Origin of the sequence: Vibrio sp. LQ2 (genome assembly GCF_023920125.1) — a bacterium.
GTDB lineage: Bacteria > Pseudomonadota > Gammaproteobacteria > Enterobacterales > Vibrionaceae > Vibrio > Vibrio fluvialis.
On record NZ_CP085308.1, the window covers coordinates 352,901 to 377,526 of the forward strand.

The following is a 24,626-nucleotide window of genomic DNA, read 5'->3' on the forward strand; positions in this document are numbered from 1 at the left end:
TGTGATGTTGAGTCGAGAAAATAGGGGGAAGCGGGCCAAACAACGAATTTTTAACACAATGATTTTAATAACCTTTGCTGGCGTGCAGTGATGCCAATGCTGGTTGTTGTAAATGATAATTATTGTCATTATGTGTATTTAATTGTAACAATAATGGTGACTAACAAATAATCAAAACACAACAAGAGGCGTGTTGAAAACATCATGCACGAGATGACAACGTTACAGGCGGCCTATTGGGTAGGCAGGCAATCCACCACACCAAGGGCTGGCGATGCGGCCCATTTGTATATCGAATTTGAAGGGAAGGGAATCGATGAAACGCGACTGGCCGCCGCGGTTCACACGCTCTTTGCTCGCCATGAGATGCTGCGCGTCACGGTCAGCGAGGACGGCCAATGGTCCGTCGGTGAACTCAACGAATTTCATGCATTGCAGGTGTTGGATTGGCGCGCGCTCGACGCTGCGGATTGCGACGAAAAACTTCGGATCATGCGTGAGCGGAAAACCCATCAAAAGCTGGCATTGAATCAAGGGCAAGGCGCAGAGTTTGTTTTAACTCAGTTACCTGACGATCGCTTTCGTTTGCATGTGGATGTCGACATGATTGCCGCAGATGCGCAAAGTTTTCGTCTGATGATAGAAGCGCTGGTTGCGGCTTATCATGGTGAACTGAGTGATGCCCGCAGCGCGCCATTTGCTGAGTTTCAACATCAAATGACGACGGCTGCTCAGCAGGCATTAGCAGCGCGCGATCGCCGTTACTGGCGAGCGCTGCAAAGCACGATTGCGCCTGCGCCCAAGTTGCCCGAGCGTGATCCCGTTAATCCAGATTCGGCTGCTGTGCATACTGAGCGCTTGGCGTTTGAACTGTCGGCTCAGCAGCGCGCGCAACTCGAAGCGTTGGCCGCCCAACATCACCTGAGCCTGAGCGCTGTGTCGCTCGGTGCGTTCAATGCGCTGTTGGCGGATGCCCTTAAACAGCCAGCGTTTCGTATCAACGTGCCGCTGTTTTATCGCCCGCAAGAGTTTGACGATACGGTGGGGGATTTTGCTAATTTAACGCTATTTAGCGCTAATTGTGCGCCGAACGTACCACTTTTAACGCTGTTTGAACAAACCCAACATCAGTTGATGGCGTGCTTGGAGCATCGTCATTACAGCGGCGTTAATGTCATGCGCGATCTGTCGCGCCAGCAGGGCTCTCTGCAAACCTCGCCTGTGGTGTTCACCTCGGGCTGGGACATCGGCGGCGATCTCTATTCTCAGCGGGTGCACGACACGCTGGGCGACATGGTGTGGGCCTGTTCTCAGGGCGCGCATGTGCTGCTGGACGCGCAGATTGTGCCTTACAAGCGCGGCGTTCTGATCAACTGGGATGTGCGCACGGACAGTGTGCCGCGCGAATTCTATCAGTCGCTGTTCACCCGTTATGTAGCGCTGTTGAGTGAGTTGGCTGAGCGCGCCGAACGTGTGTTGCAGCCATGTACTATTAAGGCGACAAGTATTGAGACGACAAGTGCGTCCAGCAGCGCGCAACGCCCTCACCAAACACCACTGAATGGATTGCAACAGGCGTATCTGGTTGGGCGCAGTGAGCACTTACCTTTGGGGGGCGTGGCGATGCAGGATTTTCGTGTTTATCGCGGGACCGTCGATGCTGATCAGTTGCACGCGCGTTTGGTGGAACTGGTGGACACACTGCCCGTGCTGCGCACTCGCATCGACGACACTACGCTCACGCAATGGGTGAGTGATGAGCGAATCGTCAACTGGCAGCATTGCGACCTGCGTGATCGGAGTCGGGCGCAGGCATTAAGCCTAGCAGAGGCACTGATCGAGCAGGTCTCGCACAGTCGGCATGATTTATCGTGCTCACCGTGGAAAGTCTGGCTAGTGTCGCTACCCGAAGCTGAACCGGACACGCTGGCAACTGACGCTTTTCGCCACATTGTACTCACCAGTTTTGATGCGCTGATTTCCGATGGCCATTCCATCGCCTATCTGTTGGCTCGCATGCTGGAAAATCACCCCAAGCCCGTCGCCGCGCCCCCTGCGTGGGGTGCCATGAGCGAGGTGCCAGCGAAGCCTCTTTCTCAGCAACACACCACTCAACAAAACGTCACTCAGCAGCAAGAAGCCAACGCGCGCGAAACGGCGCAAGCTTACTGGCGCGAAAAGCTGGGCAGTGTGACCGAACCGATGGCGCTGCCGTGGCAAGCGCCGCTTCATACCCTTTACCAACCGCGTTACGCGCGAGAAAGCGTCACGCTGAGCCGCGACGAAACGCGCGCGCTGCTGAAATTGGCGGCAAGTGAACGACTGTTTCCGAACAGCGTGTTGACAACGCTGGCCATGCACACGCTCGCGAACTGGTGTCCGGGTACGCCTTTGTGCATCGGTTTGCCGGTTGCGCCGCCCCCGCTGGCCGGAGAGTTGACCAATCGCTCCAGCTTTATTGCGCTGACCTACGCGCTGGATGAAGCGGACTTCGCTACGCAAGCTCGGCGTGTGCAACGCGATGTAGCCGAAGGCATGGCGCATCTGGCGTTTTCGGGCATTGAACTTAACCGCCAATTGATGAGCCAGTTACCAGCGCGTACCATGCCGCTGCCCGTGGTGATCACCAATGGATTGGGGTGGGAAACGCTGCGAGCCGACAATACGTTGCAGCAGCATGATGGGCTGACCCAAACGCCGCAGATCGCGCTCGATATTCGCCTTGCTTACGACGCACATAAAAATCTGGTCATCAGCGCCGATTATGTCACGCAAGCGTTGAGTCAGGCGCAGGTGGCCGCGTGGTTGACCAGTTGCAAGCGAGCGGCGCTGAGCATGATTGAACGCCAGAGTTTGCAGTGGGTGAGCCGCGAAGCGCTGGATTTAAGCCACTATCACCGCAACACCGAAGACTCGGATGACGGGACGGCGCCGTTTTTGACCACGCTGGCGGAGCGCCTGTGGGACATGCCGAGTCAGCGCACTGCGCTTTTCTGCGGTGAGCAGCGCTGGACCTATCAGCAACTGGGAGAGCAGGTCGCCATCATGATGGCCCATCTGCAGGCGCGCGGCGTTAAAGCTGGCGACGTGGTGGCGATTTGCCTGCCTCGCAGCGCAGCACATGTCATCGCAACACTGAGCTGCGCGTTGTCGGGCGTTATTTGGGTGCCGATTGATGCCGCCAGTCCGCCGGAGCGCAAAACGTATCTGCTGTCGCACTGCCAGCCGGCGCTGGTGATTGTGACCAGCGACGATGTGGAAAATGCTGAACACCCGCATTGTGTCGCGATGCGTGAGTTGCTGCAGCCAGCGCTGAAAGCGGCGCGCTTGCCAAGCCAAGAGGTGCTGCGCGCGCGCAGTCACAGTGAAGCCCCCGCTTATTACCTCTACACCTCTGGTACGACGGGGCAGCCCAAGTGTGTGGTGCTTAACAACCGCGCGACCGCCAATGTGCTGCATCACACGTTAGCGACGTGGCAGGTGAATGAGCGTGACGTCATGCTCTCGGTGACGCCGCTGCATCACGACATGTCGGTGTTTGATCTGCTGGGGTCGTTGTGCGCGGGCGCTGCCTTGGTCATTCCGGAACCTGAGGCCGAAAAGGATGCGCTGCACTGGAACACCTTGGTCGAGCGGCACAGCGTTACGTTGTGGTGTTCGGTGCCCGCCATTTTGGAGATGCTGCTGGCCTGCCAATCTACTTCGCAGGGGCAATCGCTGCGCTTGATTGCGCAGGGCGGCGATTACATCAAACCGCAGACTATTCAGACGCTGCGCGAGCGTCTGCCTAACGCACGCTTGTTCTCGCTTGGCGGGCCGACGGAAACCACCATCTGGAGCATCTGGCATGAGCTTGAACCTGAGGATGGCGTTGTTATTCCTTACGGCGCGCCGCTACCGGCCACGCAATACTACGTGGTGAATGAGCAGCACCAACACTGCCCGCAAGGTGTGGTGGGGCGCATCGTCACGGCGGGCGTGAATCTTTCGCTGGGGTATCTGGTTGATGGCGAGGTGGTTCAAACCGATTTTATTAACATCGAGACGCCACACGGTGAGCGTGTACGCGCGTTTAAAACTGGTGATCTGGGCTACTATCGCGACGATGGGCGTCTCATCTTCGCTGGGCGGATTAACGGTTACGTCAAAGTGCGCGGCGTACGCATCTCGCTGCCTGATGTGGAGAAAGTGCTGATGACTGTCGCGAACGTGCAGGATTTAGCCGTGATTGATTTTAACGATCCGATCTCCGGCGATGTTGGTTTGGCGCTGTTTTATGTCCCGGTTGACGGCGCTGTGAAAAATGCGGCGCAGTGGCGTGACATCGTGGGGCAGCGGCTGCCCGCATCGCACCTGCCGCAGCGTTTTGTGCCATTGGAGCGCTTTCCGCTCTCTGCCAATGGGAAGAAAGACAAACGCGCGCTCTTGGCCATGCTCACGGCCGCGAATGAATCGCCGCGCAATGCGGCGGCTAACGTAGCGGCGCCATTCGAGTCTTCCCGCGAGTCTCAAACCACTTCGCTGACGCCAGAAAAAACGGCGCCTTGGCAGTCCATCGTTGATGTCTATCAGCAGGTACTGGGGGAGCGCGCCGCTTCATTGACGGAACATGCCGATTTTATTCAGGTTGGCCTAATGCCATCACACGTGAAAGCTGTGGCGGAGAAACTCAGCCAAACCTTTGGCAAATCGGTGCAGCCGCGCCAGCTCTTGGGTTGCAAGAACGCAGGCCAGGTGTCGAAACTGCTCGAACTGAGTTGATGTGCTGTCCGGTGAGTTAACGAAATGACTTCGACCTGTCGAAATAACAAAGCCGCTCGTTGAAGCGGCTTTTTTTTTGACGATGTTTTGGCGAACGTGTTCGCGACCTTTTCACTCGGGTGCTTAGGGCTTAGGCGTGATCAATCGCGTCATACAACGCTGAAATGGGTTGGTCGAGGTAGCGCTCGTTCAATACCCGCTGCATGAAGGTCATCACGCGTTGCGCGTGCTGATCAAACTCGTCATGCGGGTGCGCGGCAGAATCGGCATCCAAGCTCAGCACTAAGCCATCGGCATTGGTCTGCCCACGGAAGGTAAGGTTAAACCCGTCGGCCGGTCCGCTGGTGATGACATGATGTTTGACCTGACAGCCAGCAAATTGCGGCGGATCGAACGGCAGCACGTTGACAAAAGGCGAGAAGAAGTAACGGCTGTTTTCTGTCACGCCTTGATCGCGGGCTATCTGCTCCACACGATAGCGGCCGCGCGCGTAGAGTTGGCGCAGCGTTTTGCCGGTCTGCGTCAGGTAATCACGCAGCGATGTGTTCTCCTCCACCTGCACATACAACGGCAGAATGTTGACCAGCAGGGCAGGCATGTAGGCGCCCACGCTGCCCCAGCGGCTCATAAACGGGATCCACAACGGCATTGCGTTGCCTTGGCCCAAGTACGCGTCGGCCAAATAGCGATGCATGTAAAGACCTGACAACGTCACCAATAAATCCGGCCAGCCCATGGTGACTTGGTGCGCCAACTGGCGAATGTCGTGGCTCATTGCGGGCGTTAGTTCATGGGCAACGTGCAGCGTTTCATCGCCGTAATCATCCTCCTTGTTGAGGACGGTCAGTTGCGCTGGGTTCGACAGGTAATCGCGCCAGAACGCTTTGTCTTGCTGATAGCGCACGCTGGCTTGATAGCTCTGCTCTTCATCCAAGAAACTGACGAACGCGTTAAACGGTTTGCCCGCATCGGTGCGCTCCAAATAGTGCTGATACAGTGTGGCGCAGCGCTGCTCAAACAGCGTCATGCCAAAGCCATCCATCACAATGTGATGCGCGCGAATGTACCACAGGTAATGATCGTCGCTCAGTTTGATCAGCCATTGCGCGGACAGCGGATCGCGCAGCAAATTGAGACGCGCATGCACATCGCCATCCATGAGTGCCTTGGCATCTACTAGTGGCTGCGAACTGCTACGCAGATCTTTGATCTCCACCTGCGGTATGCGCGCCGGATCGTGGGCTTGCAACGGCGTTTTGCTGTCGTCATCGAGTCGAAAACGCAGCGCCAGCACATCGGTTTCTTGCGCGGTTTGGGCAATGGCGCGGCACAGCGCCGCTTCATTCACCGTGCCTTTGAGTTCAATGTAGTGAGCGACGGTCGAGAGGGGCTCATCCGGGTGAAGGGAAAATTCTTCCCAAAAATCGAGCTGGGGCAGAGTAAGGGGCATCCAATGAAGAGCCGAACCAGTAACTGACATGTAAAAAGCCTTGAATTATTGTTGTGATAAGAAAAAGGCGCAAGCCGTGAAGCTTGTGCCTTTTCAAGAGGAGTTTGCGTGAGCGCCTGTTCCTTCGGGATTCTAGGGAGGAGAAAGAACAGCCACTCACGCAAATAAGTTTAGCGTTAAATTTGATAATGGCAATTATTATCATTTGCATCAATGTCAAAATTTGACCCAATCACAGCCCTAAGTGATCGCGCAGTGTGCGCCCTTGGTAGTCGGAACGAAACAGTCCGGCTTGCGATAATCTTGGTATCAGTTCATCAAAGAACAGATCGACCGATTGCCATGAGCCGCCCGGAACGGCAATAAAACCATCCGCCGCGCCCGCGTTCACGCGTTCTACGATGGCGTTAAACGCATCATCAACCGTGCCAATCACAATCCAGTGGGCAGACCCAATCACTTCCGGGCGCTCGATCAGCGTGGCCACGGTGGGCGATTCGCGCTCAATCAAACGACGCAATAAGTTTGAATGGGTTTGGCTGCGTACTTGATACTCTGGGTGGGGCAGCATATCGGCCGTGATGCGCTGCTCAGGGGCGAACTGGCTGAGGTCAAGGCCGAGCGCTTCTTTGACGTAAGCAAACTTGCGCTTGTTATCGATATTGGCGTGCGTTTCGCGGTGCAGCGCCTGCGCTTCTTCCCGCGTGTGGGCCAGATAGAGTGACAACCCCGGCAACACTTTCACCGCATGGGCAGGGCGACCGTGTGCCAACGCGCGGCGACGCAGATCATTGCGCAGCTCAACGCCAGCATCGATATCGGGCGTGGCGGCAAAAATCGCATCGGCGATACTGGCGGCAAATTGGCGTCCGGATTCAGACGCGCCGGCTTGAAATAGCGGTATGTCGCCGCCGGGGCGCTTGGGCACATTGAGCGGCCCTTGTACGTCGAAGTAGTCACCGTGATGGGCAATGGGCTGAATCTGGTCAATGTCCGCGTACTGGCCACTTTGTTTATCGGCTTTGATGGCGCTGCTGGGGTAGCTGTTCCACAGCTGAAGTACCACGTCGGTAAACTCGCGCGCTTTCTGGTAGCGCGCTTCGGACGGCAGCATGGTCTGCTGGCCAAAGTTCTGCTGGCCGTCAATCGCAGTGACGATGTTCCACCCGGCACGTCCTTGGGTCACCCAGTTGAGCGATTGTAACTGACGCGCCACCACATAAGGTGGATTGAAGGTAGTGGACGCAGTTGAAACCAAACCGATGTGGGTGGTTTCACGTGCCAATGTGGCCAGTAGCACCATCGGATCTAAGCTGCTAAAGCCGGGTTCGGTGGCGACAGCGTGTGTCGCGAGAAACAGGGTGTCGGGGCGAAACAGGAAATCCAGTTTGGCGCGTTCGGCGCGCTGGGCCAGCTCGACATACACATCGGTGTCATACATGCGTTCGACACCGCTGTCGTCGCGGCGCCAGCCGTTCTTGGTGAGCCAACTGATGGCCAAGGCCATGCCAATGCACAAAGGTTGGGGGGAACTCATCACGGGTCCTTCTAAATTGGGCTGTTGTTGCGAATGGATCGCGCTGGGGCCAGATTACTCAATCCAGCACCACTCAGTGTGATGCTGCGGATCATGCGTGGCGTTTTTCACGCTCACTTCTTGAACTTATGGGGAACTTGTGTGTAGCATGAGGGCTCACTCATGTGTGTCGGAACCGGATTGCGCACTCGCATGTCGGTCTCGTGTGAAAGATTCCCTTAGTCAGAGCCATCACCTCGCTCTGTGAAAATTCCCATAAATTTCAGGTATAAACGTCTTTTTACGCGATATTGAAGTCTATTAATGTAATGAGAATCACAATGATAATAAATATCATTAGAAAATTATTTTTGTTCACGCTCCTCGTCAGTAGCGCCGTACAGGCGCAAGGTTGGCCGCGCACGTTCCTTAATGCTGACGGTTCCTCCACCTCGTTGAACGCGCCCGCGAAACGTATTCTTTCTACCTCCGTGTCCATCACCGGCACTCTACTGGCGGTCGATGCGCCGGTGATTGCCAGTGCCACCACGACCAGTGGTGACTACTTTGCGCAGTGGTGCTCGGTTGCCGAGCAGCGCGGAGTTGAACGTCTCTGGCCGGCGGGCAGTGTGGATCTGGAAATGGCGTATGCGTTTGAACCGGATTTGATCATCGTGTCGCTGGGCGGTGCGGATTCTGCGCTCGGTCAGTTGAATGAGCTGCGCCAAATCGCACCGACGGTGGTGCTTGATTACGGCGGCCAAAACTGGCAACAACTCGCAGAGAAAATTGGCGAAGTGGTGGGAATTGAGCAGAAAGTGGCCACTAAAATTGCTCAATTTGATGATTATATCGCGCAAACTCGCGCGGCACTGACGCTGCCGAAAGGGCAGGCGAACATCATCAGCTATAACGGCCCTGGGGTCACCAACCCCATCGCCACGCCACACGGTTCACACGGCATGTTGCTGAAATCACTCGGTTTTGATATCGAAGGTCCCAATCCCGCTTGGCAAACTGGGCCGAGCCGACTCAACGATTTTGTCCGCGCTCACTACGAACATCTGACCGAATTGACCGCGCCGACCACATTCTTATTTAACGCCACCGATGCCAAAGTGCCGCAGTTTTTAAATGATCCGGTGCTCGCCAATTTGCCATCGGTAAAAACCGGTCAGGTGTATGGTTTGGGGGCGAATTCGTTTCGCATTGATTATTTCAGCGCGCACGAAATTGTGGACGGCATTCGCGCGCGCTTTGCAGCGCCCGTTGCACCATGATCTCTTGTGCTGCTGATCGAATGAACCTTCGCCGCCACGATCGAGCCAAAATATGGGGCATTGTGGGGCTGCTGTTGGCGTTGCTTGGCTGCGCCTCTTTGAGTGTGTTTATCGGCACGCGTTTTGTGGCGCCTGCGGTGACTTGGCAAGCGCTCACCGCCTTTGACCCGACCCAGAGCGAGCATCTGCTCGTGCACTATTTGCGCGTGCCCCGCACGCTACTGGCGGTGGTCGTGGGCGGCGCGCTGGGTGTGGCGGGGGCGATGATGCAGGCACTGACGCGTAACCCATTGGCGGACCCGGGCATTCTTGGGGTAAACGCGGGTGCGACGGTGGCGATCGTCAGTGCGATTGCGCTATTTGGCATCACCGATGTGTTTGGTTACATGTGGTTTGGTTTGATTGGTGCCACCATCGCTGGTGGCGCGGTGTATCTGCTGGCGGGGCTGCGCCGTGGCATCAATCCGGTGCGCGTGGTGCTCGCTGGTTCGGCGCTATCGGTGGTGCTACTCGCACTCACGCACATCATCACCGTCAACAGTGACCAAGAGGTGTTTAACCAGTTTCGTCACTGGGCGGTCGGGTCATTGCAAGGCCGCGGATACGATGTGCTGTGGCCGGTCACTCTGTTGGTGGTGTTCGGACTGGCGCTGTCCATGGCGCTGCGCCAAGCGCTGAATACTGTTTCGTTGGGACAAGATTTGGGGGAAGCGCTGGGTGCCAATCCGCAGCGAGTGTGGATTCTGGCTTCCAGTGTGATTGTGGTGCTTTCAGGCGCGGCGACTTCGGCCGCTGGGCCGCTCAGTTTTGTGGGGTTAACGGCGCCGCATCTGGCGCGTTTTCTGGTTGGCCCGGATCACCGTTGGTTGTTGCCATATTCAATGCTGATCGCGGCGTTACTCACCGTGGTGGCGGATATACTTGGCCGTGTGATCGGTTATCCGGATGAAATCAGTGTGGGCATTATGGTGGCGCTGATTGGTGGGCCATTCTTTGTGGTGTTGGTTCGAAAATGGAAGATCGCGCAGTTATGAATCGTTGTTCTCAACCGATGTATCAAGTCTGGCGTCGTGGCGGCTGGTCGCTGCGCTATTCGGCGGTGTCGATGGGGTGGTTATTGCTGCTGACGGTGTTGGTAATAGGCCTTGCTGCCTACGCACTCACGATTGGTCGCTACACTATCTCGATGCCGGACTTATGGCAAGTACTCAGTGGGCAGGGCAGTGCGGTGCAGGAGCGGATCGTTTGGAATATTCGTCTGCCGCGCATTGTCACCGCAGTATTTGTGGGGGCGGCGCTCGGCGTTTCAGGCGGCATTTTCCAATCGGTATCGCGCAATGCGTTGGGGTCGCCAGATGTGATTGGTTTTACCACTGGCGCAGCGACCGGTGCGATTGCGCAGATTGTGCTGTTTGAGCAAGGGCCGGTGCAGGTGGCATTGGCGGCGATCCTCGGTGGGATTGTCACCGCTTTGATGGTGTATTTTCTGTCGCGCAAAGCTGGCGTGGTCGGTGGTTATCGCTTGATCCTGACCGGGATCGGTATTGGTGCGGTGCTCAGTGCGCTCAATGGGTTGATGTTGGTCAAAGGCAACATCGACAACGCAGTTACCGCCAATCTCTGGCTGGCGGGATCGCTGCATGCGCGTACGTGGTCGCACGCCATTCCGGTCATGGTCGGTGTCATCGTGTTGGTGCCGTTGATCATGCTGCTGGCAAGGCAGCTTTCCCTGATGGAAATGGGCGACGATCTGGCGACGCAGTTGGGCATTCGTGTTGAGCGGGTGCGCTTGGTGATGTTGTTGGCGGCGGTGATTTTGGCGGCGATTGCGACGGGGTCAGCAGGGCCGATTGCATTTATCGCCTTGGCCGCGCCGCAGTTGATCAGCCGTTTGTTACGCACCTCGCAACTGCCGGTGTATGGCTCGGCGGTGATGGGCGCGCTGCTGATGGTGGTGGCGGATCTCATCACGCAACTGCAACCGCTCAATCTGACACTGCCGATTGGTCGCATGACCGGTATTGTCGGTGGTTTGTACCTGATCTGGCTGCTCACACGTTCACCAAAACTGTGATGATTTGTTGCGTGACGTTCATTCACAGAGGTTAACGCAATTAAACTATATTATTGATAATTAAATTATTTATAGAGCTATTCTTCTTGATTAGGTGATAAGTAACAAAATAATGAAAATTATTATCAAATGTAAATGAGAATCCTTTACATTTGATTTTCTCAGTTCTAAAGTAGGCTCCCTGTTTGGTTTGGAATGTAGTCAAACAGAACAATCCACGTCGCTGACTTGCAGGCTTTTTCTCCTCGCAGTGGGCTTAAACCTGATCTGCAAACACGACGTGAGTGTGTGACGTTTATGCTGACGAAAGGAGAAAAAAATGACAGCATCACACCTTGTCCGACAAAACAAACCGTCTACAACTCTCAATACAAAGGTTTGCATTTTGTCGGGCATGATCATGAGCCTGTGCCACGCCCCTTTGGCGCTGGCTGAAGACACCAACGCGACCCAGCCTTCAGCGGTTTCCACCATCACTGTGTATGGTGAGAAAGTGGCGCGTTCGATGCAGGAAACCAGTGCCAGCGTCGAAGTGTATGATGAAAGCAAAATCGACTCGATGCCCAATGCGACCGATGTGACCGACCTGCTGCAAAACACACCAAACATTGTCGATGTGGGTGTCGGCAACGATGTGCCGGCGATTCGCGGTATTGACGGTTCTGGCGCGGCGCGCGGCGCGAACGCTTTCCTCAACGGTACGCGTCCACGTTTGAACGTGTCACTCGATGGCCGCTCGCTGACTTACAATGAACTGGCGTTTGGCCCGCAATCGTTGTGGGACTTGCAACAGGTCGAAGTGTATCGCGGCCCGCAAAGTTATATTCAAGGCCGAAACGCCATGGCGGGTGCCGTGGTGTTGCAATCGAAAGATCCAACCTATCAATGGGAAAGTTCAGTACGCGGCTCGTATGGTGAGCAGGGCTACTCTCAAACCGCGGCTGTAGTGTCTGGCCCGATCATCGACAATGAACTCGCGTTCCGTCTGTCGATTGACCGCCAAACTCGTGAAAGCTTCGTTGATATGCCATCGTACGATCCGGTTGGCGACCCGCGTGACGTCGAAACCATCACTGCACGCGGTAAGTTGCTGTATGAACCTTCCGCCATTCCTGGACTGTCTACCAAGTTGACGCTGAACCATTTCGACAGCAAGGCGCCGCAAAACGAAGCGTTGATCCCGTCTGCTGAACATCAAAGTGCGCGTTATGACGAACGTCGCCCGGTATTCGAAACTAAAAATACCAGCGGTATCTGGGATTTTGAATATCAAACGGCAGGCAATTTGCGCTTTGAAAACCAAATTGCCTACACCGATTTCACCATCAACCGCCGCACGGCCACCACGTTGCCTTACGCCAATATTGATGGTGCGGAATTCCATGTTGAACCAGTGTTGCACTTTGCCACTAACGATGAGCAGTGGCGCGGTTTAGCGGGCTTGCGTTACTACCACTCCTCGCAAGACGAATATGTTTACCTGTTTGGCGGCAGCACGTTTGACGACAAAACCGAAACCGGTTCAGCATTTGCGGAAGTCACTTACGCGGTATTGCCAGCGGTTGATTTGACGCTCGCCGGACGCCTGGAAAGCGAACACCGCACCCGTAAGGGCGGCAGTTCAACGGTGGAAGTCGATTTTGACGAAACCTACAACGTGTTCCTGCCAAAAGCGGATGTGGCGTGGAAGCTGAATCGTGACCACACGGTCGGTGTTATGGTCGCCAAAGGCTACAACGCGGGCGGCGCGGGTATGACCTTTGATACCCCTTACACAGCATATACCTACGATGAAGAGTATGTGTGGAGTTACGAGATGTACACGCGCCACCGCCTGCTGGATGGCAAAGTCGAGCTGACATCGAACTTCTTCTACAACGATTACGATGATCTGCAACTGCCGTTCTACATCAGTGCGCGTACCACCAAAATCATCAACGCCGAGAAAGCCCAGACTTACGGTGCCGAATTCAGCTCACGCTGGTTGCCAATCTCGGATCTGGAACTGTCGGCAGCGGTGGGCTTGCTGAAAACCAAGATCAACAAGTTCAGCGATAGTGAATACGAAGGCAATGAACTGCCACGTGCGCCGTCTTACAGCATGAACTTTGGTGCGGATTACACCTTCTTCAACGATTTCGTGTTCAGTACGACGGTTAACTACACCGATACCTACTACTCGTACTACGACAACGATGAGATGGGTAAGATCGATGCAGATTGGATCACCAACGTGCAGCTGGCTTACAACTTCAGCATGGGCCGTGCAACGCTGTTTGCGACCAACCTGTTCAACTCTACGCAACCAACCATGATCACCGACAACGATGTGTATACCGCTGTGACCCAGCAACCACGTCTGGTGGGTGTTTCTCTACAACTGGACTTCTGATGTCCCCCGGTGCCCGGTAGCGGGCACCGCTATTTTCACCCTCTGGCGAGTGAAACCGTAGTTGGCAACCGCGGACCAGAGAATCTTTGCTAACACCCACGGAGCTCAACAATGGTCGATGCAAAACAACTGGTGATCAACGAAGTGACCCAAGCGCTCGCGCTGCCTTCTCATGCCTTCAATTTTGACACCAACCTCTACGAAATGGGCCTGCATTCACTGCTGATCCTGCGCCTGAGCGAACGTTTCAGCGCCGAGTGCGGCAGCTATATCGGCTATCTTCCTCTGGCATCTCGACCGACATTAAATGAGTGGATTGCGCTGGTTCAGCGCGCCCTTAAATCCCCAACCGATGACCACTCTCAGTCACAAGGAACGAATCATGAGTGAATACCATTCTTTTGCGCCTCAGCGCTCGGCAGACAGCGCCGCACAGCCGCACCAGCTCAGTGAATTTGAGCAGCAGGTGTGGCTGCACCATGAGCAGTGTGGCGACAGTTCGCATCAATGGCTGAGTGCGTTTCGTTTGAGTGGCGACGTGCATCTTTCTCTGTTGCTTGAAGCGCTGGAGTCGATGTTGCAATCACTGCCAGACCTGAATGTGCGCTACCAGCTCAATGATGAGTTTGACCTGATCAAGTTGTTCTCTACGTCGCCCGGTCAGCGAGTGGAGTTGGTGCAGGTCGCTGACCGAACCGAAGCGGTGCAGCATTTGCTTAACTGGCAAAACGAACGCATCGATTTAGCCTTCGAACCGCCGATGCAATTTCGCTTACTGCTTGGCGATGAACTGATTCTGGCAGCTCGCCACCACCGTATTCTCGCGCACAACATCAACTGGCAGACGCTGCTTAACTCACTGAGCAGTTTTTATCAGGGCGAACTCAATGCCGAGGCTTGGACGCAGTCACATCAAACTGAGTTGCCGTTGGCGCATCCGCTCTATTCGCGCGAGCAACCTTTAAATTCGGCCTACTTATGGCTCGCAGCCGGAGAGAGTTCAGCGCGCAGCAGCATCGAATGGTTGGGCAGCGAACGAATCAAAACCACCCAGCGTCGCGCAGAAAAAGTGCGTGTATCGCTGCCGGTGCATGCGTTAACGCAACTGACCGAACATAAAGGGGCGCAGGCAAGTCTTGATCACGGCGTGATGCTGTGCGCGGCCGTCACCGAGTTCGCCCGCTTCATCGCTCGCCTGAGTGGTAAAACGCAGCAAACGGTGTTTGCGCCCAAACAGGTGGTTCAGCGCCATCATGAACTCAACGGCAGCGTAGTGCAAAGTGGCTTATTGCGTCTCACGCTCGATACCGCCAATCAACCTCGGAAGACATTGTTCGATAACGTCGAAAACCAATGGCGAGCCGGTGAATCGAACGCTTGCGGTCTCGCTAACCCCGATGACTTGGCGATCTTGGTTACCTGGAGCGTCGATCCGGCCGTGCATCTGCGCTTGGGAAAAGTACAGACGGAAACCGTACGTCTGGCGCCGCTGCATTGTGATTTTGACCTGGTACTGGCACTGGGAATCAGCTGCGACAACAAGCTGCTGCTGGAATTGACCACCGGCGAGCGTCTCTCGCCTTATATCGCCGGTTGGCTGCTGGAGCAGTTTACCGCTTCGCTCGGCCATGACATCAATATTGCCGTAACGACGACACCAACGGAATCGGTGGTGAATGAGCTCACTCCGCAGCGCGGCGAACGTGAACGCATTGCGGCGTTGATCGCCGAAGCATTTGGCGCTGCACTCAACAGAGCCAACTTCTCGATTCATGATGATTTCTTTGATTTCGGTGGCCACTCGCTGATCGCCACGCGCGTGATTGGTCAACTTAAAACCGAGCATCAGGTCGAAGTGCACATTAACGATCTGTTCAGCCAGCCGACGGCGTGGGGATTGGCAGAACACGCGATTTCGCACAGCCACTCGCTTCCTGTTCAAGCGCAAAATGAGGTGCAACCGATGCGCCATCACGCGCCGCTGTCGTTTGCGCAGGCATCGTTGTGGAAAGCGTACGCGGCCTTTGGTTACAACGAACTGTTTAACATTCCGTTTGCGCTGCGCTTTTTAGACCCAGTGGATGAAACGCTGTTTGGTCTGGCGTTTGAAGATGTGATGCGCCGTCATTCGGTGCTGCGGACTCGCTTTGTGACCGAGGGCGACACCGTTGAGCAACACGTGGTGCCGGAAGCTGAACTCAGCCAGTATCGCTGGTTCTGGCGCTCGGAAGACACCGGCAACGTCGAGCGACAAACCGCGCTGAATCAGGAAGCATCCCATGTCTTTGATTTGAGTCGTGAGCTGCCCGTCAGGCTGCGCTTTGTGCGCGATCCAAACTCGGCGCTGCAATATCTGTCGTTCCTGTTCCATCACGTGGTGTTGGATGAGTGGTCGGTGAACGTGCTGATGGATGATTTGCGTGAGGCGTATCAGGCACGTGCATCAGGATCCACGCCGCAGTGGCGTGCGCAGCCGCTGCCGTTTAGTGAATACGCCGCTCGCCAACATGAGCGGGGCTTTGATGAGTCGCATTTAGCCTACTGGCTGAAGCAGTTTGACGGTGTGCTGCTGAATGCGCCGCTGCTGCCAGAGTTGCAAAATCAGCCGAATGCCGAGCCGTCCGATGCCGGCGGCTGGGTGGAATTTAAACTCGATACCAACGTGGCATTGGGACTCAATCAGCTCGCACGTCAGCAGGGCGCGTCGCTGTTTAACGTGGTGTATGCGGCGATTTCGCTGGCGCTGAAAAAACTGGGCGCGCCAAGTCAACTGATTGTCGGCACGCCGGCCTCCGGGCGTCTGGATGCGGAATTCTTCGATACCGTGGGCTATTTCACCACGCTGGCGATGCATGTGGTGCATTTTGATAGCGCCGAGTCGGTGGCAGAGCTCATCGCACAGGTGAAAAACACCATCAACGAATCGTTGGATTATTCCGATGTACCGATTGATTGGGTTGAAGATGCGTTGCTTGGCGAGCGAACCGACAAACATCATCTGTTTGAGGTGATGATTCAACTGCATGCCAAAAACAAACTGCACGGCGAACTGGTGAGCGCGCAGCAGGCGGTGCGTTTTGAGCAGGTCGACCCGGAGAAAAGCGAGTCGGCGCTTGGGCTGCAATTTGAAGTGATGGAAGAGCGTGTTGGCGGTGAAGACCGAGTGCGCGTATTGATGAGTTATCGCAGCGATCAATATGGCGATGCGCAGGTGAAAACCCTGACCGAAACCACGCAACGCATGTTGGCACGTTTTGCCGAGCCAAACGCTGAACAAACCTTACTGTGCGAACTGGTCAATGCTTAACAGTGAATGGATGACAAAGGAACACGCATGAACACCGAAGTTGAAGCGCGCCTGACGGGCAGTAACCTGCGATTAGGCTACGAAGGGCACACCGTGTTTGATGGCATTGATGTACGCATTCCTGATGGCAAGTTTACCGTCATTGTCGGTCCTAATGGTTGCGGGAAATCGACCTTACTGCGCACGCTGTGCCGCTTGCTCAAGCCCAAAGCAGGGCAGGTCTGCCTCGATGGGCACGACATTCATGGGCTGCCGACCAAAGCGCTGGCGCGCCAGTTAGGACTGTTGCCACAAAGCGCCACGGCGCCCGATGGCATTCGTGTGGTCGATTTGGTGGCGCGCGGGCGTTATCCGCATCAGGAATTGTTTCGCCAATGGAGTCTGGGCGATGAACGCGCGGTGCGCGCGGCCATGCAGGTGACGGGCATTGACGCGCTGGCCGAACGCCAAGTGGATGAACTTTCGGGCGGTCAACGTCAGCGGGTGTGGATTGCCATGGTGCTCGCGCAGCAAACACCGCTGCTGCTGCTCGATGAGCCGACGACGTATCTCGACATCGCTCATCAGATTGAGCTGCTGGAACTGTTTCGCGATCTCAACCGCAACAGCGGCCACACGCTGATCGCGGTGCTGCACGATCTCAATCAGGCGTGTCGTTATGCCGACCACATGATTGCGATGGCACATGGCAAAATCATCGCGGAAGGCAATCCGAGCGAACTGATCAGCGCTGACTTGGTGCGTGACGTGTTTGGCCTGGAAAGCGTGATCATTGAAGATCCGGTCAGCCACACGCCGTTGGTGATTCCACGCGGTCGCAAACGGCATGAATGAGTCTTTTCTCAGCGCGCCGATGCAATGTGAGTTGGGCGGGTATACGTTGCATTTGCGTCAGTTTGAGGTGGCGCGTTATGTCGCGCCCCCGTCGGCATCGCATGAGCGCATGCCGTATGGGTTAACGCTGCCGGAGGATTTACAGCGCGCGGTCGCCAAGCGTCAAGCGGAATTTATCGCGGGCCGCGTTGCCGCGTGTGACGCGCTGCAAGCGGTTGGCGTTCCGCCGCAGATGCTGGTAGTGGGCAAACATCGCGCGCCGCGGTGGCTGCAAGGTGTGGTGGGCTCGATTTCACACAACGAAAACCTCGCGCTGGCGGTAGCGCAGCGGGTCGACAGTGACGTTGACGCGTTGCTGCTTGGCGTGGATGTGGAAAGCCGGATTGATAACCGTTCACTGCCCGCCATTCAAAGCACGATTGCGACGGCGCAGGAAGCGGCCATTTTGGCCCGAGTATCTCTCAATGCCGCGCAGCGCGTCACCACGCTGTTTTCGGCCAAAGAGAGCTTATTCAAAGCGTTGTATCCTCGCGTGGGGCAATACCTTGATTTTCACGATTCGTGTTTGCTGACATGGGATGAAGCGAATGGGCGATTGACGTTGCAATTGGTGCAGCGCGCTGCGGAACTGGCTGGCGGCGCATGGGTGTTTGAGGTGCATTATCTCTGGGATGAACAGCGCGTCATCACGCTGGCGCAATGCCACGCGTCATCCTGAGTGAAAACAAAGAAGCGAGCAGGGCGCTCGCTTCGATTTATTCTTAACTCACTCACTTTACCGCGCGGGTTGATTCGCGTCTCACCAATTCGCCGCAGTAGGTCTGATGCTGCGGGGCCTGTTGCTGTTTGTTGGCGAGAGCAATCGTCAGTGCTACCGAGTCCTGAGTCAGTTTGGTGATCGGCAGAGAGACGGTCGACAGGCTCGGAATGGCATAAGCGGCGGCTGGTTCATTATCAATCCCAATTACCGACACATCGTGTGGCACCGACAGGCCCGCATCGTGCAGCGCCCGAATCGCACCAATCGCCATGTCATCATTACAAGCAAAAATGGCGCTAAACGTGCAGCCATGCGCCAGCAATTCTTGCGCTGCCTGATAACCGCGCTCCAGCGTATTGTTGCCTTCTGCTACCCATTCGTTTTGACATTCAATGTGATGTCGAGTGAGCATATCCTGATAGACGCCAAAACGTAATCGGCCCGTTTCACTTTGCAGTGGCGAGGTGATACATGCGATGCGTTGATGGCCCAAATCCAGCAGATGCTGCATGGCAATGGTCGCCAACTGGCACTGGTCAAGGCCAAAACTGGGAACAGAATCGATAGAGAGTTGACGGTTGATCACCACTAAAGGGACGGCAATGGAGTGTTGCAGCTGGTCGAGGTCATCCTGTGACAGATGACGGCTGTAGAGCATGATGGCGTCGCAGCGTTGGTTGGTCAGCGTCGCGACGGCTTCTCGTTCACCGTCTGCGGTATCTTTGCTGTTGACCACCAACAGCTTTTTGCCCGCCTGCTGCGCGCCTTGTTCGGCGTGATGCAGCACGCTGCCGAAATAGCTGCTTTGAAATTGTGGCAGGATGAGACCAATGGAGTGAGAAGTATTGGTGGCCAGCGCTTGTGCCAGCGCATTGGGCTGATAGCCCAGATCGCTCATCGCCTTCATCACGACCTGACGGGTGGCTTCTTTCACCTGTCCGCTGCCGTTCAAAACACGTGACACTGTCGCTTTCGATACACCTGCGGCTTTACATACATCATTGATTGTGGCCATCGCTGCTCCTTAATTAAACCATCCGGCGAGAGCAAAATTCCCTGGCCGGATGGCGAGTTTAGCGAACTTCACCAGCAGATTGAAACAGTTATCTGCTGGCCAGCCGGGTTACAGGCTTTCGCCGTTAGTCGCGATCACGTTCTGATACCAGAAAAAACTCTTCTTCTTCGAACGCGCCATGTCACCGCTGCCATCATCATGGCGGTTGACATAAATGAATCCGTAACGTTTTTTGTATTCGCCGGTGGTGAACGAGACGCAGTCGATACAGCCCCAAGGAGTGTAACCCATCACCTCGACACCATCGTAACTGATCGCTTGTTTCACCGCCTGAATGTGCGCGCTCAGGTAGTTGATGCGGTAGTCATCGTTGATGGTGCCATCGGACTCCACCTGATCGACGGCGCCAAGGCCATTTTCGACGATGAAGATCGGTTTTTGGTAACGCTCGTACAGCTCAGACAACGCAAAGCGCAGGCCATCCGGGTCAATCTGCCAACCCCAGTCTGACGCCGGTAGGTACGGGTTCAAACGGCTGCCTTCAAACAGTGAGGTGGTTTCTCCTTCCTCATCTTTTTGCGCGGAAACGATGTTAGTCATGTAGTAACTGATGGCCAGATAATCAGCGCAGCCGTCACGCAGAATCTGATCATCGCCGTCTTGCATCTCCACCTGAATGCCTTTGCGTTGCCACTCTTTCAGCAGGTAGCTTGGGTAGTAACCGCGCACTTGAACGTCGCTGAACAGGTATTTCTCGCGCATCAACTCTTGCGCCAACAGCATGTCTTCCGGACGGCAGGTCGCCGGGTAGAGCGGCATCATGTGGATCATGCTGCCGATCTTAAAGTCCGGGTTGATCTCATGGCCCAGTTTGACCACTTTGGCGCTGGCCAGAAATTGGTGATGCAGCACTTGGTACATTACTTGTTCCGGATGTTCATGATCGGCGTAGATCATGCCCGAATTACAATATCCCCAAATCGGCAGTTTCCAGTTACGCTGATTGTTGATCTCATTGAAGGTAATCCAGTACTTCACTTTGTGCTGGTAACGCTGCATTACGGTTTGGCTGAATTTGACGAAGAAATCCATCACCTGACGGTTTTGCCAACTGCCGTATTGCTTGACCAAATGGTTTGGCATTTCAAAGTGCGACAGGGTGATCACCGGCTCGATGCCGTATTTCAGCAGTTCATCGAACAGGTCATCGTAGAATTGCAGGCCCGCTTCATTAGGGGTTTCTTCATCGCCGTTCGGGAAGATACGTGTCCAGGCAATCGAGGTACGAAAGCACTTAAAGCCCATTTCTGCAAACAGCGCCACATCGCCTTTGTAGTGACCGTAGAAATCCACCGCTTCATGGTTAGGATAAAACTGATCTGCTTCCACGGTGTCGGTGATCACGCGTGGTACTTCGTGTGCGCCTTTGGTCAGCACGTCAACGACGCTGACGCCTTTCCCGCCTTTGTTCCAGCCGCCTTCAACCTGATGCGCTGCGACAGCGCCGCCCCACAGAAAATCGTTTGGAAAACCTTGTTGTGACATTTCGTTACCCCTTTGTGCCGTGTTCTATTGGTGTTGATGAGGTTGTCGCGCCAGCGAATCCACCGACCCCAACTATGAACAAATCTGAATCAATCATAGTCAATTTAAGCGCATTCTAGATCAGTAAATTTTAAAATGGAACCGGTTTCTGTAACCGGTTTCAAATTCCAATGAACATTGGAGGTTTGTGAGAGATGAAGGTGGTTTGAACGTGAGGGCAATGGAGCGGAAGCAATAAAAACGCCGCGTCATACACGCGGCGTTTGGGTATCAGATGGCTTGCGGTTTATAGGGTTTGAACTTACTTATGGTAAATCGAACACCAAGGCTTTCACTGGCAAGTCACTGTCGTTGCGCAGTACAAGCTGGCTTTCGTCAGCGATTTTTGCGCCATCACCCGGATTCAGCTCGACTTGGTTGATGCTCAATGCGCTGTCGATTTGGTGCACATACACGCGGCGACCTTGCGGCACGTCGTAAGTCAGCGAGCTATGAGGCTCCAAAATCAGTTGCAACAAGCGCGCATCCTGTTTGATGTGCAACGTGCCATCTTCACCGGTTGGAGTGGCGATGGTGGTCAGGCCCGGCTGTTGACCAAAGTCTTTTTGCTGATAACCCGGTTCACCGCCAAAGCGGTTCGGCTGAATCCAGATTTGCAGAAAGCTCAGTGACTCGGTGTCGGAGGCGTTGAACTCGCTGTGGTAAATACCTCGACCAGCGGACATTAACTGGAACTCGCCCGCGGGCAAAGTTTTGACGTTACCAGCGCTGTCTTTGTGCGCGATAGTGCCGCTGAGCACATAGCTGATGATTTCCATGTCGCGGTGGCCGTGGGTTTCAAAGCCGGCACTGGGGGTAACTTTGTCGTCGTTGATCACGCGCAGATCTGAAAAGCCCATGTGCTTCGCATCGTAGTAGCTACCAAATGAAAAGGTATGTTTGCTATCCAACCAGCCAAAGTTTGCGCGGCCGCGTTGCTCTGCTTTTCTTACTTCAATCATGCTCTGCTCCTTCGACTTGGCGGACCAAATCGTTCTTGATATTGGGGAAGGGAATGGCTGACTCCCTCCGGCTTGATACGAAGTCTAGCCCTTTCGGACAGGCGTCAACAGCCGCGCAGCTTGTTGTGGTCATTCAATAATTTCGAACAAGCGAAGCCGGGCGATTTTGTTCGATCAGCAAACGCAGATCGCGAGCGGCCTGTTGTGGGTCAGGCGCATGACTGATGGCCGACACCAACGCGATACCTTGCACGCCAGTTTGAGCGACAGCCCCGATATTGCTGGTATTCAAGCCGCCAATCGCCACCATGGGCAAACGGCTGCGTGCCATCGCCCAGTTCAAACCATCCAGCCCCCAATGCTTGACGGTATTGGTTTTGGTTGGCGTGGCGAAAATCGCACTGAGCCCGAGATAATCGACCGGAAGCGACTGCGCTTGTTCAAATTGTTGCTCGTTTTCGACTGACAGGCCAATCAGCTTATCTGGGCCGAGCAGCTGGCGCGCCAGCGTGGCGGGCATGTCGCTCTGACCCAGATGTACGCCGTCGGCATCCACGGCCAAGGCCACGTCAACGCGGTCATTGATGATCAGGGGGACGCCGCTGCCGCTCAGCACCGCTTTCACCGCCGCCGCGCGTTCGATAAAAGTCCGCACGTCGCCCTGTTTTTCGCGTACTTGAACCAGCGAAACGCCGCCTGCGATCGCTTGTTTGACCACATGGCACAGGGTGCTCAGATCTTGCTGGTCATCGGTGACCAAATAGAGTGTGTAGGGAGTCATGCTATCGCCTCGCTGACGTCTTCAAAACGCAGCAGTTGCAGCAGCGTTGCTTCATCGAGTTGATGCAACGCATCGAGCAGTTCCATTTGCAGACTACCCGGGCCTTTGGCGCGGCGTGCAGCCAGTTCACCAGCCACCCCCATGATTGCGGCGGCCGTTAAGCCCGTCAGATCGCCTGCAGCGGCACAGGCACCCGTAAGCGCGCTCAGGCTGCACCCCATGCCAGTCACCAGCGGCATCAACTTGTCGCCATTGCTGAGCTGGCACACGTGCGAATCGGTGACGATGAAATCCTGCGGACCGGAAATCACCACATTGGCTTGATAGCGATTCACCAAGGCTTTGGCGGCAGCAATGGCGCTGTGGCTGGAATCGCGCGCGTCGACGCCTTGGCCTTGTGCCGCTTCGCCGGCCATGGCCATCACTTCCGATGCGTTGGCGCGAATGATGAGCGTATCGGCTTTGGCCGCCAGATTGCGCGATGCGTCAGTGCGCAGGCGACTTGCGCCGCAGCCCACCGGATCCAGCACCACAGGTTTGTGGTTGCGGTTGGCCGCTTCAATCGCGTATTCCATGCGTGCCAGCCAGATTTCATCTAACGTGCCAATGTTGATCACCAGCGCGCCGGCAAACTGCATCAGTTCGTCCATTTCCTGACGGGAATGCGCCATGATGGGGGAGGCGCCCGCAGCCAGCAACGCGTTGGCGCTGTTGTTCATCACGACATAGTTGGTGATATTCACCACCAGCGGTTTGGTGGCACGCAGAGTGCGGAAGGTATCAGCGATCAATAGTGTATTCATGCGATCTCCTGGGCGGAAGTTGGTTGAGCATTCAAAGCAAAGAAATGGTGAACCGGGCCATGGCCGCGGCCAATATCCAGTTCATCGGCATGGGCGATGGCTTGCGAAATGTAGGTTTTCGCTAATTGAATCGCGTCAGTCAGTGCAACGCCTTGGGCCAGATATGAAGCAATCGCCGAAGAGAGCGTGCATCCGGTGCCGTGCGTATTGCGTGTGGCAACTCGCTCGGCGCGAAAAGTGTGGTGATCGCCAGCGCGGATGAGCCAGTCATCGCTGTGGGTGGCCGACGCCAAATGACCGCCTTTGAGCAGTACCGCTTGGCAAGGCAGCGCACGCAGCGCAGCGAACTGTGCGGCCAGATCCGATTCAGTTTCGGCCAGCGGCAGGCCGGTCAGTGCGGCGGCTTCCGGCAAGTTGGGGGTGATCACGGTCGCCAGCGGCAGCAGCTCGGTTTTGAGGCTGCTGATCGCCTCGGTTTCCAGCAGCAAATCACCGCTGGTGGCAACCATGACCGGATCGAGCACCACAAACTGAGGCTGATATTGGCGCAGTTTACCCGCGACCGCTTGGATGATGGCGCTGTCAGCCAACATGCCGATTTTGACGGCGACGACGTTGAGGTCGCTGAACACGGCGTCCAGTTGGCTTTCGACGTGAGCAATAGGAATGGGCAGAATGGCAGACACGCCGAGCGTATTTTGCGACGTAATGGCGGTGATCGCGCTGCACGCAAAGCTGCCGGTGGCAGAAATGGCTTTGATATCGGCTTGAATGCCCGCACCACCGCCGCTGTCTGAGCCGGCAATAGTGAGAACGATAGGGGTGTTACATTGAATGTCTGATTGAGGCATTTGGGCTCCTAATCTCCGACAATCAGGAACCGGTTTAGCACAGTGGAAGTCAACCGCTGGTGGCTAAACGGCTGCCGGGCTGGCAGCCATACGCTTGGTGATAGTGCCACTTTTCAAAGCGGGAGCATCACGAAACGTAAATAGTTCCCTACGTCAGTGCTAACTGAATCAGGTTCTACGGGTCTCGCGCCGCTGCCGCAGGGCAGTGGGGGCGATCTCAGCCTTGTGGCTCCCCGACTATAGGCGTCGATGATAG

General features: G+C 55.5%; 17 protein-coding genes and 1 riboswitch. Of the genes, 9 read left to right on the top strand and 8 right to left on the bottom strand.

All coding sequences use genetic code 11. The features are described from left to right. The first annotated feature begins 204 nt into the window (after positions 1–204). Entirely contained in the window at positions 205–4,761 is a 4,557-nt protein-coding gene (locus tag LGV68_RS01835) for an amino acid adenylation domain-containing protein (RefSeq protein ID WP_252536112.1), read from the top strand. A 130-nt stretch (positions 4,762–4,891) separates the two neighbouring features. Here the strand turns inward: LGV68_RS01835 and LGV68_RS01840 are convergent, their stop codons facing one another. Continuing rightward, on the bottom strand, positions 4,892–6,241 hold the full coding sequence (locus tag LGV68_RS01840; RefSeq protein ID WP_252536114.1) for a condensation domain-containing protein: 1,350 nt from the start codon (positions 6,239–6,241) through the stop codon (positions 4,892–4,894). Between the two features lie 202 nt (positions 6,242–6,443). After that, positions 6,444–7,748: an NtaA/DmoA family FMN-dependent monooxygenase gene (locus tag LGV68_RS01845; RefSeq protein WP_252536121.1), complete on the bottom strand. Its 1,305-nt coding sequence runs from the start codon at positions 7,746–7,748 to the stop codon at positions 6,444–6,446. A gap of 290 nt (positions 7,749–8,038) precedes the next feature. On the opposite strand from LGV68_RS01845, the gene fepB reads away from it, so the two are divergent. From fepB to LGV68_RS01885, 8 genes are all read left to right on the top strand, one after another. Further along, on the top strand, positions 8,039–9,007 hold the full coding sequence (fepB, locus tag LGV68_RS01850) for a Fe2+-enterobactin ABC transporter substrate-binding protein (protein WP_252536123.1): 969 nt from the start codon (positions 8,039–8,041) through the stop codon (positions 9,005–9,007). Between the two features lie 20 nt (positions 9,008–9,027). Continuing rightward, positions 9,028–10,041, top strand: a complete 1,014-nt coding sequence (locus tag LGV68_RS01855; RefSeq protein WP_252536124.1) for an iron ABC transporter permease — start codon at positions 9,028–9,030, stop codon at positions 10,039–10,041. Continuing rightward, on the top strand, positions 10,038–11,081 hold the full coding sequence (locus LGV68_RS01860; protein WP_252536126.1) for an iron chelate uptake ABC transporter family permease subunit: 1,044 nt from the start codon (positions 10,038–10,040) through the stop codon (positions 11,079–11,081). Before LGV68_RS01855 ends, LGV68_RS01860 begins: the two co-directional genes overlap by 4 nt. A gap of 319 nt (positions 11,082–11,400) precedes the next feature. Continuing rightward, positions 11,401–13,473, top strand: coding sequence for a TonB-dependent receptor (locus tag LGV68_RS01865; RefSeq protein ID WP_252536127.1), 2,073 nt, complete (start codon positions 11,401–11,403; stop codon positions 13,471–13,473). Positions 13,474–13,584: 111 nt separating this feature from the next. Continuing rightward, a complete protein-coding gene (locus LGV68_RS01870) occupies positions 13,585–13,863 on the top strand; it encodes a phosphopantetheine-binding protein (protein ID WP_020428887.1) in 279 nt (92 codons plus the stop codon). After that, positions 13,856–16,780, top strand: coding sequence for a condensation domain-containing protein (locus LGV68_RS01875; protein ID WP_252536129.1), 2,925 nt, complete (start codon positions 13,856–13,858; stop codon positions 16,778–16,780). The genes LGV68_RS01870 and LGV68_RS01875 overlap by 8 nt, the downstream gene beginning before the upstream one ends. A 27-nt stretch (positions 16,781–16,807) precedes the next feature. Further along, positions 16,808–17,614 carry an ABC transporter ATP-binding protein gene (locus LGV68_RS01880; RefSeq protein ID WP_020330076.1) on the top strand — a complete coding sequence of 269 codons (807 nt, stop codon included), beginning with the start codon at positions 16,808–16,810 and terminating at the stop codon, positions 17,612–17,614. After that, entirely contained in the window at positions 17,607–18,332 is a 726-nt protein-coding gene (locus tag LGV68_RS01885; RefSeq protein WP_252536134.1) for a 4'-phosphopantetheinyl transferase superfamily protein, read from the top strand. The genes LGV68_RS01880 and LGV68_RS01885 overlap by 8 nt, the downstream gene beginning before the upstream one ends. Before the next feature lie 52 nt (positions 18,333–18,384). Here the strand turns inward: LGV68_RS01885 and LGV68_RS01890 are convergent, their stop codons facing one another. The 6 genes from LGV68_RS01890 to thiD form a co-directional block, all read right to left on the bottom strand. Beyond that, positions 18,385–19,389, bottom strand: coding sequence for a LacI family DNA-binding transcriptional regulator (locus LGV68_RS01890; RefSeq protein WP_203344302.1), 1,005 nt, complete (start codon positions 19,387–19,389; stop codon positions 18,385–18,387). A gap of 108 nt (positions 19,390–19,497) precedes the next feature. Beyond that, positions 19,498–20,934, bottom strand: coding sequence for a 6-phospho-beta-glucosidase (locus LGV68_RS01895; protein WP_165879854.1), 1,437 nt, complete (start codon positions 20,932–20,934; stop codon positions 19,498–19,500). 305 nt (positions 20,935–21,239) lie between these two features. After that, on the bottom strand, positions 21,240–21,935 hold the full coding sequence (locus tag LGV68_RS01900; protein ID WP_252536136.1) for a pirin family protein: 696 nt from the start codon (positions 21,933–21,935) through the stop codon (positions 21,240–21,242). A gap of 133 nt (positions 21,936–22,068) precedes the next feature. After that, on the bottom strand, positions 22,069–22,716 hold the full coding sequence (gene thiE, locus LGV68_RS01905; RefSeq protein WP_055452854.1) for a thiamine phosphate synthase: 648 nt from the start codon (positions 22,714–22,716) through the stop codon (positions 22,069–22,071). Next, complete coding sequence (gene thiM, locus LGV68_RS01910; RefSeq protein WP_158147341.1) at positions 22,713–23,519, bottom strand: hydroxyethylthiazole kinase; 807 nt, start codon at positions 23,517–23,519, stop codon at positions 22,713–22,715. Before thiM ends, thiE begins: the two co-directional genes overlap by 4 nt. Continuing rightward, positions 23,516–24,370, bottom strand: a complete 855-nt coding sequence (gene thiD, locus LGV68_RS01915) for a bifunctional hydroxymethylpyrimidine kinase/phosphomethylpyrimidine kinase (RefSeq protein WP_020428869.1) — start codon at positions 24,368–24,370, stop codon at positions 23,516–23,518. Before thiD ends, thiM begins: the two co-directional genes overlap by 4 nt. A gap of 128 nt (positions 24,371–24,498) precedes the next feature. Then, positions 24,499–24,616, bottom strand: a riboswitch (TPP riboswitch). Positions 24,617–24,626 lie beyond the last annotated feature (10 nt).

Bases quoted from the DNA above. Each gene is read 5' to 3' on its own strand.
- thiM (WP_158147341.1), bottom strand. From the start codon at position 23,519: ATGAATACACTATTGATCGCTGATACCTTCCGCACTCTGCGTGCCACC.
- LGV68_RS01895 (WP_165879854.1), bottom strand. From the start codon at position 20,934: ATGTCACAACAAGGTTTTCCAAACGATTTTCTGTGGGGCGGCGCTGTC.
- thiE (WP_055452854.1), bottom strand. From the start codon at position 22,716: ATGACTCCCTACACACTCTATTTGGTCACCGATGACCAGCAAGATCTG.
- LGV68_RS01875 (WP_252536129.1), top strand. From the start codon at position 13,856: ATGAGTGAATACCATTCTTTTGCGCCTCAGCGCTCGGCAGACAGCGCC.
- LGV68_RS01865 (WP_252536127.1), top strand. From the start codon at position 11,401: ATGACAGCATCACACCTTGTCCGACAAAACAAACCGTCTACAACTCTC.
- LGV68_RS01855 (WP_252536124.1), top strand. From the start codon at position 9,028: ATGAACCTTCGCCGCCACGATCGAGCCAAAATATGGGGCATTGTGGGG.
- LGV68_RS01860 (WP_252536126.1), top strand. From the start codon at position 10,038: ATGAATCGTTGTTCTCAACCGATGTATCAAGTCTGGCGTCGTGGCGGC.
- LGV68_RS01880 (WP_020330076.1), top strand. From the start codon at position 16,808: ATGAACACCGAAGTTGAAGCGCGCCTGACGGGCAGTAACCTGCGATTA.
- thiD (WP_020428869.1), bottom strand. From the start codon at position 24,370: ATGCCTCAATCAGACATTCAATGTAACACCCCTATCGTTCTCACTATT.
- LGV68_RS01890 (WP_203344302.1), bottom strand. From the start codon at position 19,389: ATGGCCACAATCAATGATGTATGTAAAGCCGCAGGTGTATCGAAAGCG.
- LGV68_RS01845 (WP_252536121.1), bottom strand. From the start codon at position 7,748: ATGAGTTCCCCCCAACCTTTGTGCATTGGCATGGCCTTGGCCATCAGT.
- LGV68_RS01885 (WP_252536134.1), top strand. From the start codon at position 17,607: ATGAATGAGTCTTTTCTCAGCGCGCCGATGCAATGTGAGTTGGGCGGG.
- LGV68_RS01840 (WP_252536114.1), bottom strand. From the start codon at position 6,241: ATGTCAGTTACTGGTTCGGCTCTTCATTGGATGCCCCTTACTCTGCCC.
- LGV68_RS01835 (WP_252536112.1), top strand. From the start codon at position 205: ATGCACGAGATGACAACGTTACAGGCGGCCTATTGGGTAGGCAGGCAA.
- LGV68_RS01870 (WP_020428887.1), top strand. From the start codon at position 13,585: ATGGTCGATGCAAAACAACTGGTGATCAACGAAGTGACCCAAGCGCTC.
- LGV68_RS01900 (WP_252536136.1), bottom strand. From the start codon at position 21,935: ATGATTGAAGTAAGAAAAGCAGAGCAACGCGGCCGCGCAAACTTTGGC.